Here is a 20,620-nt window from a genome sequence, read left to right on the forward strand (position 1 = left end):
GCCGCGAGGGCGGTCACCCGCCGGGGTCGGTGAATCCGACGACTGGCAAGCGGGTCCTGCCGACCGGGTACGCGCCGGCGACCATCGCGCACGGCCTCTCGGTGGTGCACGGGTTCTATGGTGCACGGGTTCTATGCCTTCCACCTGCACTTCGGACGCGGGCCGGTGCTCAACCCGGTGCCGGAGAACCGGGCCCGCCGATCCGCGCTCGCCCACCGGTCCCCGATTGACATCCAGGCCCGGCACCGGCGGGGCCGGCTGCGGCCGAAGGTGCCGGTGCGCCAGCCCTGGGCGATCCCCGACGCGCAGTGGGATGAGCTGTTCGCGCAGATGCGCTGCACCCGGGACCGCGCCCTGCTGGCCTGCTACGTCTCCTCCGGGGCACGGGCCAGCGAACTACTGGGCGTCCAGCTGAGCGATATCGACTGGCACAAGGGCCAGTTGTGGGTGATCTCCAAGGGCACCCGGGAGCGTCAGCCCGTCCCGGTCTCCCCGGAGGCCCTGGCCCACCTCGCGGCCTACCTGGAAGAGGCCGGCCTGCCCGGCCCCGGTGAGCCGGTCTGGCGAACCCGCCGCGGCGAGGTGAAGCCCCTGACCTACTGGGCGGCCCGGCGCATCCTCCAGCGGGCGACCGAGCACCTGGGCATGAACTGGACGCTGCACGACGCCCAGCACACGGCGGCGACTCGGCTGGCCCGAGATCCGGCGATGACGCTGGCGGAGGTGCAGACGATCCTGCGGCACGCGCATATCACCACCACCGCCCTGACTTCCCCTCGTAGCGTAGAGACCGTGGCTGCAGGGGAAGTTGAGGGGCATGGCGGGAAAGAGGCAGAAGTTCGACGCGGAGTTCCGTGAGGGGGCTGTGCGGATCGTCACCGAGACCGGCAAGCCGATCGCGCCGGTCGCGAAGGACCTGGGGATCAACGAGACCACGCTGGCCAGTTGGGTGTCGCGGGCCCGCAGGGCCGGCGGGACCGGGGCTGCTGGTGAGAGCGAGGAGCTCGCGCGGCTGCGGCGGGAGAACGCGCAGCTGAAGAAGGACAACAAAGAGCTGGTCATGGAGCGTGACGTGCTCAAACGCTGCATGGTCTTGTGGGAAGTAGCTGTGCGCGGACCCGGCGGCCCTCGTCGGGGTGATCGGCGACCAGAAGACCGAGCACAACGTTCCGCACCGCACCTCCTGCCGGGTGCTCGGCGTATCGGAAGTGTGGTTTTACAAGTGGCGCCACCGTCCGTCGGAGCCGACGAAACGCGAGGTCAGGCGGGCGGAGCTGGCCGAGTGGATCCGCTACTTCTTTGACCGCTCGGGCCGGACGTACGGCTCGCCGAGGATCACGCTGGACCTGTGGGAGGAGGGCTGGCAGGTATCGCAGAACACCGTCGCCGAGATCATGGCCGAACTGGGCCTCCAAGGCCGCAGACCGCCTCGCCGACGCCGTTCGCTGACCCGCCCCGGCAAGCGGAAGACCGCCCCTGATCTGGTGCGGCGCAAGTTCGACGCCATCGCGCCCGACGTCCTGTGGTGGGGCTACATGACGCAGATCGACACCGCCGAGGGCAAGCTCTACCTCGCCAGCGTCCACGACGCCTTCTCCCGCCGGGCCCTGGGCTACGCGATGGGCGAGCGACATGATGCCGCGCTGGTCAGCGCCGCCCTGCAGATGGCGATCGCGACCAGAGGCGGCCAGGTGGACGGCGTCATGGGCCAGCTCCTGTTTTCTCGTCAGGTCCGGTCGCGTCATCGTCTGGCAAGGCGCCCCACGCCATGGCGTCCAACGGGACGCGACCGGATCGGCAGCGACCCACAACTTCCAACGCGCCAGCAGCCGCCCCGGTGGTGCAGTCAGCTGCTCCGTGGCGGACGTTTCTGGGTGTCAGGCTTGCACAGTGGGCCGGACGACGATTTCGCTGATGTCGATGCCGACGGGCTGCTCGATCGCGTAACCGATCGCGGATGCGATGGCTGAGGGCGGGATGGCAATCTCGTCGCGCTGTCGGACGGCCGCCGCTGCTGCTTCGGGACTTCCCCCCTTGCCCACGCCCTCAGTGTTGGTGTACCCCGGCGAGACGAGGGTGACCCGCAGGTGGGGCCCCGACTCCTGCCTCAGGCCCTCGGTCAGCACCTTCACCGCCGTCTTGGTGGCCGCGTAGACGCCCTGGGGAGATTTCACGACGTAGGCCGCGGTGGAGGCGACGTTGACGAACTGGCCGCAGCGCTGCCGCCGAAAGATGGGAAGTGCCGCGCCGATGCCGTTCAGCAAACCGGTGACATGGGTTGCGACCATCGCATCCCAGTCGTCCTGGCGCAGTTCGTCAAACGGTGACACCGCCATCGTGCCGGCGTTGGAGACCAGAACATCGAGCCGGCCGAACCGGTCGACCGCGGTGTCCGTCAGGCGCTTGAGATCCTCGCGGCGTGTCACGTCGATGATGGCCCCGACGACCGAGCCGCCTTGCGCTGTTATCTGGTCCACTACCGCGCTCAGCCGATCCTCCCGTCGGGCCCCGAGCACGAGCCGGGCCCCTTTCTCGGCGAGGTAGGTCGCCGTTGCGGCGCCGATGCCGCTGCTGGCACCGGTGATCGCCACAACCTTGCCTTCGATACCCGACATGATCAATGTCCCTTCAGGGGTGGATGCACGCAGGTCAGGCCATGACCTACTGTGGAACTGGGGGCGCCACCAGTTACACCGAAGACTAATCGGGCGCGCCTCCACTTAGCAAGGTGAAGGAGATCGGAGAGGGGAATGGCGACCACCGATGGCCAGTAGTGCACAACGCCCGTTGCGAGCTGACGCACGGCGTAACAGAGACAAGATCCTCGCGGCCGCGGTGCGCGTGTTCGCCGAGGAGGGGCTGGAAGCGCACCTGGAGCGCATCGCCAAAGAGGCGGGCGTGGGCAGCGCAACCCTGTACCGCAACTTCCCCACCCGGGAGGCCCTGATCGAGGCGGTCTACCGCAACGAGGTGGCCCAGCTGTGCGACGCCGCTCCCGGCCTGCTCGCGGAAAAGCCGCCCTACGAAGCCCTTCATGACTGGACACGCCTCTTCCTGGACTACGTCACCACCAAAGCCGGCATGGCTGACGCCTTGCGTGCCATCGCCGCCACGGGAAGCAACCCCTACGGCCCCAGTCGGGACATGATCCAGACCGCCATCACGGCCCTCATGGACGCATGTGCGGCCGCCGGGATGATCCGCACCGACATCAGCCCCAGCGACATGGGTGCCGCCCTCGAAGGGATCGCCCTCACCTCGGCCAAACCCGAACAGCGGGAACGGGCCGAACGCCTGCTCGACCTCACCCTCGACGGCCTGAAGCTCCGTTCGTGAGGGCCGTTCTGCGTAGGCGACGAAGTGAGCGGAGCGGCCGTTCCGGCTGCTGAAGCGGCGGGAAGCCCCGTGAGCCTGAAAGGATGTTCTGGAGGAAATGCCACCATCGCGAGACTGAGCAGCTGTGACATCGCCCGGAGGCAGCTGGAGCACTCCTTATCAGCAGGCGTATCAACCTGGCTGAAAACGTGCGACGCTCACGAAACGGACCGAGCCGCCGTCGACATAACCGTCAGCCGCCTGGCCGCATTCTTCGTAATGGCTGGCCGGGAGACTACGTCAGCATTGCTCAGCAGCCCCATGTGGCTTCTCACCCAGCACACCGACCAGGCCGACTGACTGCGGCTGAATCCCGACGCAATTCCGAACGCGGTCGAAGAAGTGTTCCGCCACGACCCACCAGTAAAGCTGAGCAGCCACACGGCGGGACGGGACACTGTCCTCGACGGCGTCCCAGTCCGCCGCGGTCAACTCACGTACATCTGCTCGGCGCCGCACATCACAACGCCCGGCGGGTCCCACCAGCCGACTCCCGCCGCGACCGTCCTGGGCGGTGACCTCCAGGAGCCGCGACGGCGGCATCCAGGCACCGCCCGGTGGCGGGTGATCACCCGAGGTCGCGTTCCGATAGCGTGCGCCGGTAGCGGAGCGCGTTGTCCGGTCTCGCTTTGACGGCGGCCGTGGGCGAGGAGTGAGCGATGAGTGGGGCGGCGGTACCAGCCGGGTCGCGGGAGTTGAGGCGTCACCTGGGATTGTTCGACGCGGTGGTGATCGGGCTCGGGTCGATGGTCGGAGCCGGGATCTTCGCATCGCTGGCCCCGGCCGCGTCGGCGGCCGGCTCCGGACTGCTGCTCGGCCTCGCGCTGGCGGCGGTGGTGGCCTACTGCAACGCGACCTCCTCCGCCCGGCTGGCCGCCCGCTACCCGCAGTCCGGTGGCACCTACGTCTACGGCCGCGAGCAACTGGGCGACTTCTGGGGCTACCTGGCGGGCTGGGGCTTCGTGGTCGGTAAGACCGCCTCGTGCGCTGCGATGGCCCTGACCGTCGGCTCCTACGTGTGGCCGTCCCAGGCACACGCGGTGGCGATCGCCGCGGTAGTGGCGTTGACCGCGGTGAACTACGTCGGCGTGCAGAAGGCGGCGTGGCTGACCCGGGTGGTCGTCGCGCTCGTCCTGGCGGTGCTCGCAGCGGTGGTCACCGCCTGTCTCACCTCGGGGGCCACCGACGCCGCGCGGCTGGACGTCGGTGCGGATGCCTCGTTCGGCGGGGTGCTGCAGGCGGCCGGGCTGCTGTTCTTCGCATTCGCCGGATACGCACGCATCGCCACCCTTGGCGAGGAGGTCCGCGATCCCGAGCGCACGATCCCCCGCGCGATCCCGCTCGCGCTCGGCATCGCCCTGGTCGTCTACGCGGCCGTCGCAGTCTCGGTACTGCTGGTGCTCGGCCCCCACCGGGTCGCCCACACCACCGCCCCGCTGGCGGATGCCGTCCGCGCCGCCGGCCTCCCCGGCCTAGCCCCGGTCGTGCGGGTCGGTGCCGCCATCGCGGCGCTCGGCTCTCTGCTCGCGCTGATCCTCGGGGTCTCGCGCACCACCCTGGCCATGGCCCGCGACCGGCACCTGCCGCACACTCTGGCCGCTGTCCACCCGCGCTTCCAGGTCCCGCACCGCGCCGAACTCGCCATCGGCGCGGTCGTCGCGGTCCTCTCGGCCACCGCCGACGTGCGCGGCGCGATCGGCTTCTCCTCCTTCGGCGTCCTGGCCTACTACGCCGTCGCCAACGCCTCCGCGTGGACCCTTGCCCCCGACGAAGGCCGCCCACCCAGGACCGTGCCGATCGTGGGAACGGCTGGCTGCCTGGTGCTGGCCTTCGCCCTCCCCCTGGCCTCCGTCCTTGCCGGAGTCGCGGTCATTGCTGCCGGAGCCGCCGCCTACGGCCTACGCAAGGCGATCGCCCACCACGCCTGACAGGCCGCCAAGTCGCGGCCCTCGACCACGGAACCGCACACGCCACTCCCGGCCGGGGAGGTCACCCGATCAGTGGCTCCCGTTCTCACCGGAAGTCACGCAGCCGCGTCGAGTACATCCTCGTCACGAGTGCCCCAACCCTGGTGTCGACTGCTGCCGAAGACGTGGTGCCCATACGTCCTGACCAAATCGTGCCAAGGCACTCGCGTCGGCGTAGCTGGGCGAGCCGGTCGAGGGCGGCCGTGCTGTCGTGGGTTCCGGGCCGGTGGCTGGCGAGGCGGAGGATGCGGCGTCGGCCGGCGGTGACGAGTTGTCCGGCAGCGGTGAACAGGCGGAGCCGTAGGCGGCGGATCCCCGCAGCCGGGCCTGCCCGGGCAGGGCGAGCATGGGCATCCGGGCCAGCAGGTCGAGCGAGGAGTGCTGTGGCGGTGCCGACGCTACCGCCCTGTACGCGCCGGTGCAGTGGCGGGCTGGTGCTACGGCAGGATCTCCAGCTGAACGGCGCTTTGGGTGCCCTGGATGCCGGAGGTGAGGCAGTCCGTGGGCAGTTGGTCCGGCAGTGCGGTCACGCTCCGGCGTACGAAGTGGCCTTCGCCGCGCCCCTCGATGACCCGGCCCGACTGCAGGACGACCGGGACGCCTGCGACGCGGGCGGTGGTGGCACCGTCGATGACGATCACCGACCGGCCGCCGTCCGCGTAGCGGACGATTTCCCGACCGCTCGCGTTGGACAGCGAGACGCAGGATGCCGACGGCGCGACGGCGTTGAAGGAGCCTGTCGCCGGGACAGCGTCGCCGCGGGCGCTGGTGCAGATGTAGCGCACGTCCGCGTGGTTGCGGGTCTTGCGGGGCAGGAGGGTGAGCGGCGGGTCATAGCTGCTATGGGCGTTGCCCGTGCAGGTGACGCCCTCGTACCGGCCCGTCCCGGCGTGACTGGCCGGCGCCCACACCAGCGACGAGGCCACCAGCGCCAGGGATCCCAGCATCACCGTCATACCGCGCCTGCTCACCACATGCCCCTCCAGCAAGTCGTCTGATCTTTATGAGCACTTGACTACCCCGGCGCCGGATCGGCAGATCCGGCGCCTCGAAGTGCACCACCGGCGTACGCCCGCCCATCTGCGCCGTCGCGCACGCCTGTCCTCCCGGCGGGACGCTTGGAATCCGGCACGCGCCGGGTAGGAAGCGCCGGACGAGTCCTCGTCGAATCGGAGCATGAACCGAGCAGGAGGAGACCCGAGTGAGCCGTATGACCGTCGCAGCCGCCACCGCCGCGCGAGTGCGCGTGTTCGCCATGATGGACGCCGACGGGGACCAGGTCATCACGCGGCATGACTATCTCTCCCGCATCGACCGGACCGTCTTGGCCACCGGGCGCACAGAGGACGACCCGCTCGTCGTCGCCGCCCGTACGGAAGGCATCAAAGCCTGGGGCGCGATGGATGCCAACAACGACGGCAAGCTGACCTTCGACGAGTACAACGCGTGGGTGGGCGCCGACAAGTTCGACAACGTCTGCCGGTTCGCGCTCGGCGCGCTCTTCGACCTCGCCGACGCGGACGGGGACGGGGCCCTGGACAAAGCCGAGTTCACCGCGCTGCGCACCGCACTGAACAACCCGCCGGAGAACGCCGCCGCCGCGTTCGACGCGCTGGATACCGACGGCGACGGCCGGGTCGGCCGCGACGCGTACCTGGCATCGATCCGCGCCTACATCGTCGGCGACAGTTCCCCGATGGGCGAAGTCCTGTACTAGCCAGGCCGTGCCGTCGGTGGTGGCCCCGCCGGGGTGACCTCGCCACCGCCGAAGCGTTGAACAAGAGCGCGCGGCGTGGCCGCCATCCCGTCCCGCGCTGCCACCGGCTGGCAAGCTCGGCGCCCGCCCGGCCACGAGGTTGCCAGCCGCCTCCACAGCATGGCCCGGAGAGACCCGGACGGAGTGGCTGGGCTGTTGCCTCCGGCGACCGCGTCAGCCCATGCTCTTGGCCCCGTCGAGGCATTCGCGGATGATGTCGGCGTGGCCGCAGTGCTGCGCGGTCTCCGCTGTGATGTGCATGATCACCCGACGCGCCGACCAGGCGGCCCCGTCCTCGAACCACGGCGCCTTCGGGAGTGGCCGCGTGGCGGCCAAGTCGGGGAGGGTGGCAATCAACTCGTCGGTGCGGCATGCGGCATCGGCGTATTCGTCGAGGATGTCGGCAAGGGTCTCACCGGGCAGCATCCGGAACTGCAGGGCCCATTCCGCCAGATCGCACTCGGTCATGGCGGCGAAGTCGCGCATCGCCGACGACAGCACCTCTATACGAGTTGGGAGGCGTCGGCAGCGCGTCGTGTTCGATGTTCGTAAGAAACAACAGCGCCAGTGCACACCGCTGTCGGAGAGCCGCCACTCGGGAAGTCGCGATGACACCCCAAGTAGCTCTGCGTAGTGTCTGCGCACTATCCGGCCACGGAGGCTCCGCGAAAACTTGTTGGCGGAGCACGGCGACCACTGCTACTTTTCGGGAGGCCGTGCGAGAGATCGAGGAGGTGGTACCCGTGAACGCTGTATCGACATGGGTGCTCCCCTCCGGGGTTGCGGTCGGGCGATAGGTCGTCCGGGAGCGCCGTTTCAGTGCACTCCTGAAAGGCACGACCATGCATTTCACTTCCCAGCAGCACCTCGACGACGGGGTCCTCGAACGCGAGTTTGCCCTCGGTGAGATCCCCGGCATCCTGTGGACACCAGCATCCGCATCCGCACCGGTGCCGCTGATCCTGCTCGGCCAACCTCCCCTCGGGCTGCGCAAGATGTACCCCCGACTGGTGGCCCGGGCCCGGCACTCCGCAGCGGAGGGCTTCGCCACGGCCACCATCGAGCTCCCTGGAAGCGGCGCCCGGCCCCGTTGGCCCGCCGTCGAGCAGGCCCGCGCCGACCTGCGCCGGGCAATGGACGCCGGCGAGCCGGTCAGCGACGAGATCATCGACGCCCTCATCCTCCCGCTGGTCGAAAAGGCAGTCCCGGAATGGCAGGCCGCCCTGGACGCGCTCCTTTCGCTGCCCGAGGTCGGCGGCCCGGTCGGGTACTCGGGGGGAGTGATCTCCATCGGCATCCGGCTTGCGGTAGTCGAGCCGCGCATCGTGGCCGCCAGCTTCTTCGCCGGGAGTTTCGTGCCTCGCGCCATGTTCGAGGAGGCCCGGCAGATCACTATTCCACTGCACGTCCTGCTGCAGTGGGACGACGAAGGCAACGACCGGCAGGCGGCCCTGGACCTGTTCGACGCCTTCAACTCCAAGGAGAAGTCCCTGCATGCCAACATGGGCGGGCACACCGGCGTCCCGCAGTTCGCGGGAGACGCCGCGGCCCAGTTTTTCACCCGACATCTAAAAGTGAGGCCGGGCCGTCAGACCGGCAGCAGGGGGTAGCTGACGTCGGTCGGCATGCCGCTCATCGAGGACAGGTCCCGGCCCTCCGCAGTTCTCCAGACCGTGGGCCCCTGCGCAACTCTCGGCAGGGGCCCGCGGCGGATCGCGACCGTCAGGGCCCCGGCCCGCCTTCGGTGCCGCCGGAACGGTGGGCCACGGTCCGCGCATACGGAGCTGGCCAGGCGAGGACCTCGTACTCTTCCACGCCGATGCGCAGGGTGAAGGAGCGGCACTGGTTGTTCAGCAGCATCGGCCATGAGCCGACCAGTTCGGGATCCGGCTGATGCGAGGTGCGCGCGGGAAGTCCCAGCTGGTCGGTGAGCTTGTGGCGGACCTCAACGTTCCTTGTGGCGGGCCAGAGTTGGATGAGGAGTTCTTCGATGACGTCGTCGCCGTGGGCGGCGTAGACCTGGATAGGTGTCTCGTCGCGGCCACGGACGTGGAGTCGCAGGCGCCGCCAGCGGGCGCCATCCTCGTTCCCCGGTAGGTCGATGGCTTCTTCGTTGTCGGCGGGCAAGGTGAGCAGGAGGCCGCTTTCGTCGAAGAGCATGCTGAACTCGGAACGTCACTCCAGGCGTCGAGCTCCAAAGCCGGCTCGCTGGGGTGGACGTGGAAGGTCACGTCCACGTCTCCGTGCTGCACCCCTGTCGTGACGTGTGCATACAGGCCGTCAGCCGCCTTCCACACCAGGCCTTTTTGCTCACTGACGGGCGGAGCAGTGGGTGACTCCGGGATCGGGTAGCAGAAGTCGCCGTCGGTGGCGGCCCCCGCCATGACGTACGGGTGGTAGGCCGCGGGGAAGCGGAAACGCTGGGTGGCAGGTGGTTGCGGCACGCTGCGTCTCCCCCTTTCGAACAAGCCGCGGCTCCCGCCCTCAGTGGTGATCTCGGTTCGGGTGTAGGGCGTGGCCAGGTGGTCCCGGTCGTCAGCTGGGCGATTCGCTCGGGAAGGTCAGCGGCCGCGCTGACCTTTTTCAGCGAAGTTTGACCAGTCTCAGCGAAGTTTGACCGGCCGCGATCGCTGCGAGGGTGGCGTCGTAGTGCCGCTTGACCTTGCGGGTCAGCTATTGGCACCCGCAGGCTCGGAGTCTGTGCCTTGTCCAAGTCGTCCTGGGCGGCGTCGCCCAGGACGACTCGGGTAGGTCTTGCTGCCGGGCTTGTTCAGCCCGTGTGGGAAGGCGTCTGCTTCATGCCGTTGACGATCGCGCGTTCCGTGATGGCTTCGGTGTCGACGATCATGCCGGGCTTGATCAGACCGTGGTCGCCGGATGTGCCCTTGACCTGGACGGTGCGCTCGCCGAGGAAGGTGAACGTCTTCTTGTCGAAGATCCACTCGGTGCGCTGGCCACTGGCCTCGTCGAGGCGGGCCACCGCGACCCCGTGGCGGCCCGCGGCATCGACCGCGTCGTCCACCTTGACCACACCGGGGATCTTCGCAGCGGCCCGGTAGAGCGCGGCCGAGAGCTTCCCCGGCGGGTAGCTCTGGCTGAGCAGGTCACCGATGGTGGTGAACGCCTCCGCGTCTGGGCTGGGCCCGTGGCCCTTGGTCTCCGTGTAGATCTTCTTCAGCAGAGCGTCGGGGTCGGCGGGCAGGGTGGCCAGGTAGTCATACGACGGTGCGTTGAGGTACGGCTCGACCTTCGAGTCCAGGGACGTGCCCGCAGAGTCGGTGTTGCCCGGCTCGATCAGCCAGCCCTTGTGGCCGTCGGGCGACTGCCAGGTCTGGCGGGTGTGCAGCGCGTCGCTGACCACTGAGCTCTTGTCGTCGACCGTCCGCACGTGGGTGCTGGCGGTCTTCGTCTCGATGTAGATGTACTGGCCCGCACTTGCCTCCGGGCTGGGGGTCTCCTGGGCGGCGAGGGAGATCCGGTCCAGAAGCTGGCTGACTCCGTGCACGTCGGCGGTACCGATCCGGGTGGTCAGCACGGGGCCGGTGGCCAGGCCGGTGACGCTGCCCGAGGTGCCGAACATGCGGACCCCGGTCACGATCGCGCCCGTCAGGGCGCACGCCGCCACAGGCAGGACGATCGCGCGGCGCAGGAACGGGTTGCGTGGCTTGGCGGCGCGGGTTCGGGCGGGGTGGGAGCTGGAGTTGTCGAGGTCGTCGTGGATCTGGGCCATCAGGCGCTCCTTGTGGAACTGGTGGCGGCCCGCCGGCAGATCCCGCTCCACGGTCGGCAGGAGCCCTTGGGTCTCCTGCCACTCAGCCGGGTGCGGCTGGGAGGGGCTGGCGTTCATCGGTTTCCTTCCTGTGCGGACCGGACCGCGGTCGCGCGGTCGCCATGTATCTGTCGAGAGCGGCGGGCGGGTTCCCGTCTGTCCGCCATCAGTTCCGCACTGGCGAGCTTGCGCAGCTTCGTACGGGCGCGGGAAAGCCGGGAGCGGACGGTACCGAGCGGGATGCCGAGGGCCTCGGCGGCGTCGGCGTACTCGAAGCCCTCCCACAGGCACAGGACCAGGACCTCGCGCTCGGAACGCCGCAGCGAGCCCATGGCGGTGAGCGCGGCGGCGATCCGGCGCCGGTCGTCCACCTGGCCGGCCACTTCCTCGGCGTGGTCCGGCACTTCCGCCGCCGACGGCCCCGCCGCGGCGAGCGCTGTGGCCGCGGCACGGTAACGCCGGTTGCTGCGGCAGTGGTTGCGAGCGAGGTTGGTGGCGATCCCCAGCAACCACGGCCGTAGCGACCCTCCTTCGGGGTCCACCTTGCCGCGCAGCCGCCATGCCTCCATGAACGTCGCCGCCATGACGTCCTCCGCGACGGACCAGTCGGCAGTCAGGCGGAAGGCGTGGTTGTAGACGGTTCGGGCATAGAGATCGAATAGCTCCGCGAAGACATTCGGGTCCCCGGCCCGTACCCGGGTTCGCATATCTGTGGTCACTCCTGTGGGCTGTCCGGCACCCGAGAGCGAGTTCCAGTGATGTGCGTCATACCCTCTGGCGTCGCCGTACCGCAAGCGCCGCGGGGCGCGGGCGGCCCGCACTCGGCGCGCGGGAGTGCGTGAGGTTCCCTGGTGGGCGGCGAGCCGATCGACGGTCATGGCAGCGGACGTCCGCCGGTCCGCAGTCGGCGGGGCAGACGGGCGACAAAGCGCCAGCAGACCCAGTCTTGGGACGGCCCGCCGTTGCAGTGGCCAGGCTCCGCCGCCACAACGGCGTTCAGTTCGCGATGACTTGGACCGGTGGCGCCGAACCGGCGGCACACCGGCATCTCATATTGCAGAAGCGAAAAGTCTCTCAGCCATACCGGATAGCCCACCGCTCAAGACAACTTGCCAGTGCCGAGGAGAAACACTACGCCAACCCGGCAACGGCCGAATCAGTGAACCTGAAACCCCGTCACCCTGTCCTGACCAGCTGATCAGCAGAAATCGCACGGCGCGGGAACCTCAACCCTGTGGGGTTGGCGCAACCTGGTGAAGCACACTGGCTCGGGAACCAATTACGGACGACGAGGGAGCCTGGTCATGGCCGATGTCGACGTACTCGTGGTGGGCGCGGGCCCGGTGGGCCTGACCGCGGCGGCCGAGCTGCGGCGGCACGGCGTGGACTGCCGCATCGTCGACCGGCTGGCCGTCCCGCAACCTTATGCCAAGGCCATCGGCGTCCTGCCCCGCACGCTGGAGGTGTGGGACGCCATGGGCCTGGTCCACGGGGCGCTGGACGTCGCGGTGCCGCACCTGGGCCAGCTGGTCTTCATCGACGGCAAGCCGGCCCCCCGGGTCGAGCTGACTCTGCCGCCCGACATCCCCTACCCCTTCGCCACACTGCCCCAGTACGCGACCGAGCGGCTGCTGGCCGAGCATCTTGCGCGCTTCGGCACGGAGGTGGAGCGGCCGACCGAGCTCCGCTCGGTGGAGATGCACCCGGACGAGGTCGAGGCCGTCCTCGCGCACGCCGACGGCCGGATCGAGCGTCTGCGCGCCCGCTACGTCGTGGGCTGCGATGGCGCGCACAGCCTGGTACGCAAGGCGGCCGGGCTGACCTTCGAGGGTGATGCCTTCCCCGAGCAGTACATGATCGGCGACGTCGAGGTCGACTGGGAACTGCCCGCCGGCTACAGCATGCGGGCCGTGAACCTGGACGCGAACGGTGAGATGGACGACATGGTCGTCTGCATTCCGATGCCGGGCGTTCGGCGGTACTGGCTGTCGATGCTGCGCCCCTCCGCCCAAGCGGGGAGCGAAGACGGTTCGAGCGCGCCGGACGGGATGGGGGACGGCCACGGACCGGACCTCGGCCAGATCCAGGCCGTGCTCGACCGGCTGTCCCCGCAGCCGACGACCGCCTCCACGCTGCGCTGGTCGTCCGCCTTCCGGATCAGCCACCGCCTGGTGGACCGCTACCGGAACGGCCGCCTCTTCGTCGCCGGGGACGCCGCGCACATCCACCCGCCGATCGGCGGGCAGGGTCTGAACACCGGCGTGCAGGACGCCTACAACCTCGCCTGGAAGCTGGCCCTGGCCGTACGCGGTCTGGCCACGGACGACGTGCTGGAGAGCTATCACGCCGAACGCCACCCGGTCGCGCAGGAGGTGGTCAACCGCACCGTCCGCCATGCTCATACCGTCCGCCATGCCCGTACCGCCCGCCATGCCCGCTCCGGCCTCGGCAACAACGGGGACGACGCCGAGATGATGCTGCGGCGCCAGGCCCAGCTGCTGGTCGCCTACCCGGACAGCCCGTTGATCCAGCCGCAGGCGGCGGACGGCACACCCGCGGCCGGTCCCGCCCCCGGCGACCGGGCACCGGACTGCCGCGGCCTGGTGAGCGACCTCGCCGCCTACCCGCGGCGGCTGTTCGACCTGCTGCGCACCCCGCGGCACGTGCTGCTGCTGTTCGCGGGCCCGGAGCACGCCTCGGGCGACGGCGCCGCCCGGCTTGAGGCCTGCGCCGCCGAGGCGCATCGCGCCGCCCATGGCCTGCTCGACGCCTATCTGGTCACCGCCGCAGAGGTGCCAGAGGACGCCCGCCCGGTCGGCCTGCGCCCGCCGCGGGTGCGCGACGCGGCGGGCGAGTTCCGCGACGCCTATGCGCCGCGTGACGGCGAGGCCCTCCTGATCCGCCCGGACGGCTACCTCTCCGGACGCTTCCACCCGGCCGTACCGGAACACCTGACGGCGCATCTGCGCCGAACCTTCGTCACTCCCTCGGGCGGGCGTGGGGGCGGTTGGTATGACGTCGCTGGAGCGGACGGCGGATCCGAGGTTCAACAGGCTTGTCCCGGAACGGGAGTTGCGGGAGTTCTCGCCGTAGGCGGAGGAGATGGCACGGGCACGTGAGCGCATGTATGCCCACCCGTGCCGGGTCTCTGCGCTGTTGGTGATGCTGAAGTCCGCCGCACGGCTGGGTCGTGCCCCTAAGCCTGAATCCACCGGGCAACAGCCGGTCCAGGGCTTGGGCATGAAGAAGCGGGTGCCCTCTGAGCTGGGACGATGGGACTTCCTACGGTTCCACATCCACAGAGCGAGAGAACACCCGCGAGATGCAATCCTCCCATGCCGCTTCGGTGGTGTCCGCCGCGTTTGATGACACGAACCTGATCGCGCATGCCGGGCTGGTTCCGGTGATGCGGCGGGCCGAGCGGTGCGGTCTGTCCCGGCTGGTGGCGGAGAATGTGAGCTGGCCGGGGCAAGGAACGGTGCGGGTGCCGCGGCAGGCGCCAAGGTCACCAGCATCGTGGGCGGCATGGCCGCAGGCGCGGACAGCATCGACGGCCTCGACGTGCTACGGCATGGCGCGATGCCGACCCTGTTCGACGGGGTCCGTGCTCCGTCCACGCTCGGCACGTTCCTGCGCGCCTTCACTCACGGTCACGCGCTCCAACTCCACGCCGTGCACCGGCGGTTCCTGTGCGCGCTAGCCGCGCACACCCCCCTACTGCCCGGCTCCGGCCAGAGGGCGTTCATCGACGTCGACTCCACCCACAAACGTGTCCTCGCCAGGCGCATCCCTGCGCCGAGGTCATTCAGCATCGCGATCCCAGGGCAGAAGGGGGCCCAGGGGGCCGAGATCGATGTTCAAGTCCTCCGGTTTCAGACCGAAGTGCTCGCGCAGTTCGGTCATCTGTTCCTCCAGTGCCATCAGGGTCAGGCCGAGCTCTTCGATCTGTTGGTCGGTGAGGTCTCCCTGTTCCATGCGGCGTAGCGCCTGACGCTCCATCAGTTGACGTAGTAGCTCGATGATTGTCAGGACCAGGCCCGCCAGGCTGCGCTCGGCCGACTCGCGGTCCATGACGACACGTCGACGCACTCCTGGCTCGCGGTCGTCGTCGGTGCGCCCGCTGAGCTCGGTTCGTTCACGCAGCGATGGCATGTCCCGGATTTCCTGACCGCCGGTGGCTGCCTGCGCTCGCGGTGGCTCGTCTTCGCAAGGGCCGGTCACCAGAAGTTGCCTTCCGGGGTTTCGTCGGGGTGTTGTCCGGCGGTGTCGGGATTGGATGCGGCGCGTATGGAAGCCACGAGGGCACGCAGGGAGATACGGACGAGGTCGACGTCGGCGATGCACAGGGTGATCTCTCCGGCGACGACGACACCCCCGGCCAGGACTCGATCAAGGAGGTCGACCAGTGCGACTTGCCGGCCTTGCAGCCCCAGCGGTGTTGAAGAGGGCAGGTGCTCGCCGCGGGGGGTGCTCACTGCTCCCCTCCCTCCTCGTCGCCGGTGAAGGAATAGGCCGGCCAGGGCCCGCTGAGTTCTAGTCGTACCTCGGGAAATCGGGCCTCGCAGGAGTGCACGAGGTCTGCGAACTCCTGTGCGCGGGGGTCTTCGACCAAGTAGGAGTCGTTGAGGATCATCCACCCCTGGTAGCCGGCGAGCCGGGCGTCCTGCGGCGGGTGTCGCACGCAGCGGCTGGCCACCTCGTTCAAAGTCGCTCGTATCTCCTCCGCTCGCTCCAGCGCGTGGCGCTGTGCGTCCTGCCGCCCCTGGCGCTGCGCCTTGCGACGTAGGAGGTAGGCGGTTCCGGGGTTGTCCTGGGCGGCCCCGGCTTCGCCGGGGGTTTCGGGAAGTGCTTCCGGGTCGACATACGCCTTGACGCCCCATTCCGTGCGCCCGGCAACGCGTTCAAGTGCCGATCTGAAGTCGGCGTCGCGTTCCTTCAGGACGGCTCTGACGGCGGCTTCATCGTTGTAGATCGTGGCGAACCGCAGTGGAACCACGTCCCCGGTGCTGCCCACCGCGTCGATGACCTCGTGGTGTGCGCGGGCGGCGTTCTCCAGCCAGGTCAGATCCTCCAGGTGGTTGCGCAGGGGCTCCTCCGCGAAGTCGCTCAACGGGACGGATCCTGCGACGGCCGAGATGTCCTCGTCGCCCCTGATGACGCGCACCGACTCGCCCGCGACGCCGGTCAAAGCGGCGGTCTCGGGGCTGTGCGTCGCCGGGACTACGGCGTACAGCCACACAGCGCGGTCGTCGGTCATGGTGACGCGTCTCCCCTCTGCTCAGACGTTCCCTCGTTCTGCGAGCGCGACTGCCGCTGCGGCGGGCCTGCACTGCCTTGCCGGTCGTCCGGATCACCTGGCTCGACCGCGTCGTCGGTGTGAGCGTCCCGCCCGGCCTGGAGCTCACCGATGCGCTGGCGCAGGCGTCGGTTCTCCTCCAGCACATCGCGCTTGCCGGAAGACAGCGAGGGATCGTGTTCCCACCAGTCGATGCCCATCTCGCGCGCCCGGTCCACGGAAGCCACGATCAGCCGGATCTTGATCGTCAGGAGTTCGATATCGAGGAGGTTGATGCGGATGTCTCCGGCGATGACGATGCCCTTGTCGAGGACACGCTCAAGGATGTCGGCCAGATTCGCCGGCTGGGGGCGAGCCACCTCACGCGAGGGACCGACGTTTCGGCTGGCTCCGCTCCATACCGGCTGCTGGCTCATGCGTCACTACTCCTCTGCTCGGCCCCGGTAGTGGCGCTCGCCCCGGCGGTACGAGACGAGCCCGCCGTCGTCGTCCACTTCGACGCGGTACACCGCGAGGATGTCCGTCGAGTCCGGTATCCGATGGGTCTCCACCACCTCGACGCCGACGCGCCATCCGTTGTCTGTACGCTCCAGTGATGTCACGGCCTCGGGCTGCCGCCCGGTCAGGCTTGCCACATGGCCAGCCGCGTACTGTGCGGCCTTCCGGGCGGTTACCGTCGGTCGGTGACGGCCGGCCTTCTCGTCCTGGTCCTGACGTTCGTTCTCGTCCTGGCCGGTGATCTCCGACCTACCTTGTCGTGTCTTCCGCTCAGCCTCTTCCGGCTCTTCCGGCTCTTCCGGGCGACGCTGCGGCTGACGCTTGCGTGCGGGTGCACGGGGCACGTCCGCCTCCCTGCTCCGGCGCCGCCGCGGAGATTCGCCAGCGCTTCCGCGGCCGGCCCTGGGCACGGCTCAGACCTCCAGGCCGCCGAGCGGAGGGCCAGAAGCCAGTAGACGGCGGACGAGGTCCTCCTGTATTTCAGCGGCCTCCTCTTCGGCGATTTCCCCAGCCTCCCGTGCCCGCTCGACCTCGGCCAGACGCCGACGCAGTACGGTCGGGTCCTCGGTCTGCCGAAGCGCTTCGTCGCGCACCTGCTCGGCGACCCAGATCACGCCGCGGACCGGGGCGAGCGGCAGGGTGAGCAACCCGGTGAACAACCCCATGACTAGCCTTCCTCCTCGCGGTCACCCATCGCGTCCGCCACGAAGTCGTACGGCGCCAGCGGCCCGAGCAGTTGGAGCCGGACCCGGCCGTGCCAATGGCGGGCCAGGTCCTCCGCCGCCCGCTCGAAAGTGTTCCGGCGCCTGTCCTCGACGAGGAAGGAGGCATCGACTAGTCCGGCCTCCGAGGAAGGCTCCGAGGTGGCCGTCGCGGCCGCCAAGGGAGCCAGTCGCTGGTGTATCTCGGCCGAGTCCGCGTCGCGTTTGGCGGCGATGGCTTCCGCTACGAGTTGGCCCAACTCAATCCGCTCGTAGTAGGCCGCCTCGTCGGACACCTTGTTCAGCCGCTCCCGCAGTTCTCTGATCTCCGGTCTCTCGTCCAGCACCTCCCACAGCACCGCGTCCTGGTCGTACTGTGCCTTCAGCGTGAACTGGGCATGCCCCTTCATCCGCTCCAGAGCTACGACGAAGGCGTCATGGCCCCCGGTGAGGACTTCACTGGCGACCGACTGCGCATCCTTCAGCACCGTGCCGAAACGGAACGGGAGCACCGGCGCTCCCTTGGCGGCCAACGCGTTCAGCACCCCCGCATGGGCTTGCAGGTCCTCGGGCGAACCAAGCGGCCGGTCGGTGGCCACATCGCTCACCACAGCGGCGATGTCGCGATGTCGGACGAGCGTCACAGAAACCTCCGGATCGCCCACCGCACGAAGGTCGTCGAGCCCGGTGAACGTATCGGACTCCGGCACCACACCGTAGACGTAGCACCCCATAGCATCCCCTGCGCCCTGCGCGGACTCGGTCATCACCGCTCCCTGTCCTTACGACTCGCGGGCCGGGCCCGGCCACGGGGCCGCTCCTCGGGCTCCAATTCGCGCTCGTCCTGTTCCTCGTCCTCCTCTTGCTCTTGCTCTTCGTCCTCGCCGCGACCGAGCACGTTGCCCACAGTGTCCTTGACGCCTTCCAGGGCGCCCTTCGTCTTGTGCTTGGCGCCTCCCTCGCGAATCTCCTCCATCATTCCCGGCAGGCCACGCGTCTCGGTCCCGCTGCGAGCGAGGTCGAGACGGTTGACCGCCTCAGCAAAACGCAGGTACGTGTCAACGCTGGCTACGACGATGCGTGCGTCGATCGTGAGGAGTTCAATGCCCACCAGGGAGACGCGGACGTAGACATCGATCACCAAGCCTTTGTCGAGGATCAAGTCGACCACTTCGACCAGACCGCCCCCCGACGGCCTGTCCAGGTACTGCCCTTGTCGGCTTGCTACGGTCATCGGGGTCACCGGGCCCTCTCTGTGGACCGCCGATGCGGACGTCGTGCCCGCTCGTCGTGCTCGTCCTCGTGCTCGTCCTCGTGCTCGTCCTCGTGCTCGTCCTTGTCCTCCTCCTGGTCCTCGTCCTCGTCCTCCTCCTCGTCCCCCTCCTCGTCCTCGTCGGGCGCTTCGTCGCCCTCGACGTCCTCTTCCTCAACCTCCTCGTCCTCGTCCTCCTCCTCGCGCCCCTTCACGGATTCCTCCTCGGCCGAGGCTCCGTGGCGGCCTTCATCGGATCCCTTGTCGCCGCCGCCCTCCTGGCCTTCTTCCTCCTCCCGAACCTCCTCGTCAGTGCGGACGACCTCTCCGTCGAGTACCTCGCCCCGCCATCCGTGAATGTCGTCGGGATTCAAGGTCGCCTCGGTCATGACGTGGCGCTGGAAATGCTTGAGTTCCAGTCGTGCCCGCCGCCCCTGGGCCCGCCAGAGGTTTCCGGTCCGCTCGAACATGCCTTGGGGGTGGTACTGAAGGACCAAAATGATCTTGGTCAGGTCAGGCGTCACCTCATGGAAGGTGACCGCTCCGTCTACGTGCCCCTTCTCCGCCTTCGACTGCCAGATGATGCGCTCATCCGGCATCTGCTCGATGACCTTGGAACGCCACTTGCGGTGCGAGAGGAAGATCTGCGCCTTCCAGTCGAGCTCGGTTTCGGACTCCTGCTCAACGCTCTCCACCTTCTTCATGAAGCTGGGGAAGTCCTCGAACTGCGTCCACTGGTTGTAGGCCAACGAGACCGGAACACCCACATCGATGCTTTCGACGATGTTGGTGACCTTGATCTTCTTTCCCTTGTCTCCGCCGTCCCTGCCGCCCCCACCGCCGACAGCTTCCTTCACCTTCTCCTTCGCCTGGGTCAGCCCGGCACCCAGCAAGGAGGTCACCATGGACTTTCCTTCGGCCAGGCTTCGTCCACCAGTGAGCAGGGCCGTCAGCCCGGGACCACCACCGTTTTCGGCGTATTCGGTGAGCTTCTCGGTCGCATCCCCGACCTTGCCCGCGACCCGGGTCAGTGCCCGCTCCCCCAGAGCAGTGGCCAGATTCCGGGCTTCTTCAAGAAGGCGGTCGGTGGGCAGCTCTTCCACCAAGGCACCGACTCCGCCCGTCGTCCGGCGGCCTGATCGCTCAGCCATATGTCATCACCCCCGGCTCCGCCCTGTCGGCCTATCCGCAGAAGCGGCCCTCTTGCCGGACCGGCCGCCGGACGTTCCTTCCCTCGTCGGCTTCTTGGTCCTGCTACCTGGCTTCGTGGATTCTCGTGCGGATCCGCTCGCCTTCGACGAGCCGACCTCGGCCTTGGCCCTGGTGGTGCTGGCGCGGCGGCTCTTTGCGCTGCCGCTCCGCCGAGCCTTGCGCTCACCGCGGCTCGTCGCCTCTTCCCCCTCATCGCCCTCAGCCTCGTCGCCCGACGGTTCCCGGAGCGATGCCGCACGCTCCTCCATCCTGTCGCTCAGGTCGTTGATCCGAGTGCCGACGGCCGCGACGGCAGCACTACGGCCAGCCGCCAGCAGGTCGCCGCGAATGTCCTTGGCAAGCCTTCCCACCTCCGGCGACTGGAGCAGCCCCGAGGCCCGCCCGAGTTGCTTCCCGGTCGCCACCCCGGCGGCCCGCTTGCCAGCCGCCGCCCCGGCGAGCGCCAGCGCCCACCGCATCTTGTGATATCGCCCCAAGAGGTAACCGCCCGCGAGCGCCAGCGCCACCTGTCCGTTCTTCATCAACTCGGTCCCCTTCCACACCAGTTCCGATGCACCGCCGGAGAGACCGCGAATGGATGCCGCGATCTGCCGCAGCGTGAACTTCGGCTGAGCGCGCCGTGTCCGCCCCGCCATTCCGGTCGCCAGATCCAACGCCACGGACGACCCCCTGTCGGGCGTAGGAGCACGGGGTGGAACAGGTTTAAAGTCAAGTATGAGGCATTTGGGCGAAAAGTCCGAACGTAAGGTTGTTTCACTGAGGAGCCGTGACTCATAGCTGACGGTGACTGATCG

At 68.8% G+C, this 20,620-nt stretch carries 22 protein-coding genes and 3 pseudogenes; 8 read left to right on the top strand and 17 right to left on the bottom strand.

Features of this window, described 5'->3' with window-relative positions:
* The first annotated feature begins 117 nt into the window (after positions 1–117).
* The 3 genes and pseudogenes from P3G67_RS28080 to P3G67_RS28090 all read left to right on the top strand — a co-directional run bounded on the left by P3G67_RS28080 (position 118) and on the right by P3G67_RS28090 (position 1,970).
* Positions 118–858: a tyrosine-type recombinase/integrase gene (locus tag P3G67_RS28080; protein WP_276095983.1), complete on the top strand. Its 741-nt coding sequence runs from the start codon at positions 118–120 to the stop codon at positions 856–858.
* Positions 818–988: pseudogene (locus tag P3G67_RS28085) on the top strand (transposase); the annotation flags it as partial. The gene P3G67_RS28080 and the pseudogene P3G67_RS28085, both read left to right, overlap by 41 nt.
* 148 nt (positions 989–1,136) lie before the next feature.
* Positions 1,137–1,970 (top strand): IS3 family transposase, encoded by an 834-nt coding sequence (locus tag P3G67_RS28090; RefSeq protein WP_276095984.1) that lies wholly within the window; start codon positions 1,137–1,139, stop codon positions 1,968–1,970.
* On the opposite strand, the gene P3G67_RS28095 is transcribed toward P3G67_RS28090, so the two are convergent.
* Positions 1,878–2,615 (bottom strand): SDR family oxidoreductase, encoded by a 738-nt coding sequence (locus P3G67_RS28095; protein ID WP_276095985.1) that lies wholly within the window; start codon positions 2,613–2,615, stop codon positions 1,878–1,880. The genes P3G67_RS28090 and P3G67_RS28095 overlap by 93 nt on opposite strands.
* A 148-nt stretch (positions 2,616–2,763) precedes the next feature.
* Between P3G67_RS28095 and P3G67_RS28100 the strand changes: the two genes are divergently transcribed.
* Positions 2,764–3,336 (top strand): TetR/AcrR family transcriptional regulator, encoded by a 573-nt coding sequence (locus tag P3G67_RS28100; protein ID WP_276095986.1) that lies wholly within the window; start codon positions 2,764–2,766, stop codon positions 3,334–3,336.
* A 698-nt stretch (positions 3,337–4,034) separates the two neighbouring features.
* Positions 4,035–5,303: an APC family permease gene (locus tag P3G67_RS28105; protein WP_276095987.1), complete on the top strand. Its 1,269-nt coding sequence runs from the start codon at positions 4,035–4,037 to the stop codon at positions 5,301–5,303.
* Between the two features lie 214 nt (positions 5,304–5,517).
* On the opposite strand, the pseudogene P3G67_RS28110 reads toward P3G67_RS28105, so the two are convergent.
* Positions 5,518–5,717: pseudogene (locus tag P3G67_RS28110) on the bottom strand (IS1380 family transposase); the annotation flags it as partial.
* Positions 5,718–5,779: 62 nt separating this feature from the next.
* Positions 5,780–6,313 (bottom strand): hypothetical protein, encoded by a 534-nt coding sequence (locus tag P3G67_RS28115; RefSeq protein WP_276095988.1) that lies wholly within the window; start codon positions 6,311–6,313, stop codon positions 5,780–5,782.
* Positions 6,314–6,552: 239 nt separating this feature from the next.
* On the opposite strand from P3G67_RS28115, the gene P3G67_RS28120 reads away from it, so the two are divergent.
* The gene (locus P3G67_RS28120) at positions 6,553–7,059 is read left to right on the top strand and encodes an EF-hand domain-containing protein (protein WP_276096068.1); all 507 of its coding nucleotides are present in this window, start codon (positions 6,553–6,555) and stop codon (positions 7,057–7,059) included.
* A 213-nt stretch (positions 7,060–7,272) separates the two neighbouring features.
* Here P3G67_RS28120 and P3G67_RS28125 read toward each other — a convergent pair.
* Positions 7,273–7,590, bottom strand: a pseudogene (locus P3G67_RS28125) (mycothiol transferase); the annotation flags it as partial.
* Positions 7,591–7,940: 350 nt separating this feature from the next.
* Between P3G67_RS28125 and P3G67_RS28130 the strand changes: the two are divergent.
* The gene (locus P3G67_RS28130; protein ID WP_276095989.1) at positions 7,941–8,708 is read left to right on the top strand and encodes an alpha/beta hydrolase; all 768 of its coding nucleotides are present in this window, start codon (positions 7,941–7,943) and stop codon (positions 8,706–8,708) included.
* A 112-nt stretch (positions 8,709–8,820) separates the two neighbouring features.
* On the opposite strand, the gene P3G67_RS28135 is transcribed toward P3G67_RS28130, so the two are convergent.
* The 3 genes from P3G67_RS28135 to P3G67_RS28145 form a co-directional block, all read right to left on the bottom strand.
* On the bottom strand, positions 8,821–9,258 hold the full coding sequence (locus P3G67_RS28135) for a hypothetical protein (RefSeq protein WP_276095990.1): 438 nt from the start codon (positions 9,256–9,258) through the stop codon (positions 8,821–8,823).
* A gap of 610 nt (positions 9,259–9,868) precedes the next feature.
* Positions 9,869–10,945: a CU044_5270 family protein gene (locus P3G67_RS28140; protein ID WP_276095991.1), complete on the bottom strand. Its 1,077-nt coding sequence runs from the start codon at positions 10,943–10,945 to the stop codon at positions 9,869–9,871.
* Positions 10,942–11,574: an RNA polymerase sigma factor gene (locus tag P3G67_RS28145; protein ID WP_391858370.1), complete on the bottom strand. Its 633-nt coding sequence runs from the start codon at positions 11,572–11,574 to the stop codon at positions 10,942–10,944. Before P3G67_RS28145 ends, P3G67_RS28140 begins: the two co-directional genes overlap by 4 nt.
* Before the next feature lie 597 nt (positions 11,575–12,171).
* Here P3G67_RS28145 and P3G67_RS28150 point away from each other — a divergent pair.
* A complete protein-coding gene (locus P3G67_RS28150; RefSeq protein WP_276095992.1) occupies positions 12,172–13,986 on the top strand; it encodes an FAD-dependent monooxygenase in 1,815 nt (604 codons plus the stop codon).
* Positions 13,987–14,668: 682 nt separating this feature from the next.
* Here the strand turns inward: P3G67_RS28150 and P3G67_RS28155 are convergent.
* The 10 genes from P3G67_RS28155 to P3G67_RS28200 form a co-directional block, all read right to left on the bottom strand.
* A complete protein-coding gene (locus P3G67_RS28155) occupies positions 14,669–15,019 on the bottom strand; it encodes a gas vesicle protein K (protein WP_276095993.1) in 351 nt (116 codons plus the stop codon).
* Between the two features lie 65 nt (positions 15,020–15,084).
* On the bottom strand, positions 15,085–15,342 hold the full coding sequence (locus P3G67_RS28160; RefSeq protein WP_276095994.1) for a gas vesicle protein: 258 nt from the start codon (positions 15,340–15,342) through the stop codon (positions 15,085–15,087).
* Positions 15,339–16,124, bottom strand: a complete 786-nt coding sequence (locus tag P3G67_RS28165; RefSeq protein WP_276095995.1) for a GvpL/GvpF family gas vesicle protein — start codon at positions 16,122–16,124, stop codon at positions 15,339–15,341. The genes P3G67_RS28160 and P3G67_RS28165 overlap by 4 nt, the downstream gene beginning before the upstream one ends.
* On the bottom strand, positions 16,121–16,579 hold the full coding sequence (locus tag P3G67_RS28170) for a gas vesicle protein (RefSeq protein ID WP_276095996.1): 459 nt from the start codon (positions 16,577–16,579) through the stop codon (positions 16,121–16,123). Before P3G67_RS28170 ends, P3G67_RS28165 begins: the two co-directional genes overlap by 4 nt.
* A 6-nt stretch (positions 16,580–16,585) precedes the next feature.
* Complete coding sequence (locus P3G67_RS28175) at positions 16,586–17,005, bottom strand: gas vesicle protein GvpO (RefSeq protein ID WP_276095997.1); 420 nt, start codon at positions 17,003–17,005, stop codon at positions 16,586–16,588.
* Between the two features lie 69 nt (positions 17,006–17,074).
* Positions 17,075–17,326, bottom strand: a complete 252-nt coding sequence (gene ccmI / locus P3G67_RS28180; protein WP_276095998.1) for a c-type cytochrome biogenesis protein CcmI — start codon at positions 17,324–17,326, stop codon at positions 17,075–17,077.
* Between the two features lie 2 nt (positions 17,327–17,328).
* Complete coding sequence (locus P3G67_RS28185) at positions 17,329–18,129, bottom strand: GvpL/GvpF family gas vesicle protein (RefSeq protein ID WP_276095999.1); 801 nt, start codon at positions 18,127–18,129, stop codon at positions 17,329–17,331.
* Entirely contained in the window at positions 18,129–18,596 is a 468-nt protein-coding gene (gvpJ, locus tag P3G67_RS28190; protein ID WP_276096000.1) for a gas vesicle protein GvpJ, read from the bottom strand. The genes P3G67_RS28185 and gvpJ overlap by 1 nt, the downstream gene beginning before the upstream one ends.
* 5 nt (positions 18,597–18,601) lie before the next feature.
* The gene (locus P3G67_RS28195; RefSeq protein ID WP_276096069.1) at positions 18,602–19,717 is read right to left on the bottom strand and encodes an SRPBCC family protein; all 1,116 of its coding nucleotides are present in this window, start codon (positions 19,715–19,717) and stop codon (positions 18,602–18,604) included.
* A gap of 54 nt (positions 19,718–19,771) precedes the next feature.
* Entirely contained in the window at positions 19,772–20,485 is a 714-nt protein-coding gene (locus P3G67_RS28200) for a hypothetical protein (protein ID WP_276096001.1), read from the bottom strand.
* Positions 20,486–20,620 lie beyond the last annotated feature (135 nt).

It is taken from the genome of Streptomyces silvisoli, from assembly GCF_029269905.1.
GTDB classification, from domain to species: Bacteria; Actinomycetota; Actinomycetes; order Streptomycetales; family Streptomycetaceae; genus Streptantibioticus_A; species Streptantibioticus_A silvisoli_A.

Excerpts from the sequence above, each read along its gene's own strand:
- P3G67_RS28080 (WP_276095983.1), top strand. The coding sequence starts at position 118 with ATGGTGCACGGGTTCTATGCCTTCCACCTGCACTTCGGACGCGGGCCG.
- P3G67_RS28095 (WP_276095985.1), bottom strand. The coding sequence starts at position 2,615 with ATGTCGGGTATCGAAGGCAAGGTTGTGGCGATCACCGGTGCCAGCAGC.
- P3G67_RS28100 (WP_276095986.1), top strand. The coding sequence starts at position 2,764 with ATGGCCAGTAGTGCACAACGCCCGTTGCGAGCTGACGCACGGCGTAAC.
- P3G67_RS28105 (WP_276095987.1), top strand. The coding sequence starts at position 4,035 with ATGAGTGGGGCGGCGGTACCAGCCGGGTCGCGGGAGTTGAGGCGTCAC.
- P3G67_RS28120 (WP_276096068.1), top strand. The coding sequence starts at position 6,553 with ATGACCGTCGCAGCCGCCACCGCCGCGCGAGTGCGCGTGTTCGCCATG.
- P3G67_RS28130 (WP_276095989.1), top strand. The coding sequence starts at position 7,941 with ATGCATTTCACTTCCCAGCAGCACCTCGACGACGGGGTCCTCGAACGC.
- P3G67_RS28135 (WP_276095990.1), bottom strand. The coding sequence starts at position 9,258 with ATGCTCTTCGACGAAAGCGGCCTCCTGCTCACCTTGCCCGCCGACAAC.
- P3G67_RS28140 (WP_276095991.1), bottom strand. The coding sequence starts at position 10,945 with ATGAACGCCAGCCCCTCCCAGCCGCACCCGGCTGAGTGGCAGGAGACC.
- P3G67_RS28145 (WP_391858370.1), bottom strand. The coding sequence starts at position 11,574 with ATGCGAACCCGGGTACGGGCCGGGGACCCGAATGTCTTCGCGGAGCTA.
- P3G67_RS28150 (WP_276095992.1), top strand. The coding sequence starts at position 12,172 with ATGGCCGATGTCGACGTACTCGTGGTGGGCGCGGGCCCGGTGGGCCTG.
- P3G67_RS28155 (WP_276095993.1), bottom strand. The coding sequence starts at position 15,019 with ATGCCATCGCTGCGTGAACGAACCGAGCTCAGCGGGCGCACCGACGAC.
- P3G67_RS28165 (WP_276095995.1), bottom strand. The coding sequence starts at position 16,124 with ATGACCGACGACCGCGCTGTGTGGCTGTACGCCGTAGTCCCGGCGACG.
- P3G67_RS28170 (WP_276095996.1), bottom strand. The coding sequence starts at position 16,579 with ATGAGCCAGCAGCCGGTATGGAGCGGAGCCAGCCGAAACGTCGGTCCC.
- ccmI (WP_276095998.1), bottom strand. The coding sequence starts at position 17,326 with ATGGGGTTGTTCACCGGGTTGCTCACCCTGCCGCTCGCCCCGGTCCGC.
- P3G67_RS28185 (WP_276095999.1), bottom strand. The coding sequence starts at position 18,129 with ATGACCGAGTCCGCGCAGGGCGCAGGGGATGCTATGGGGTGCTACGTC.
- gvpJ (WP_276096000.1), bottom strand. The coding sequence starts at position 18,596 with ATGACCGTAGCAAGCCGACAAGGGCAGTACCTGGACAGGCCGTCGGGG.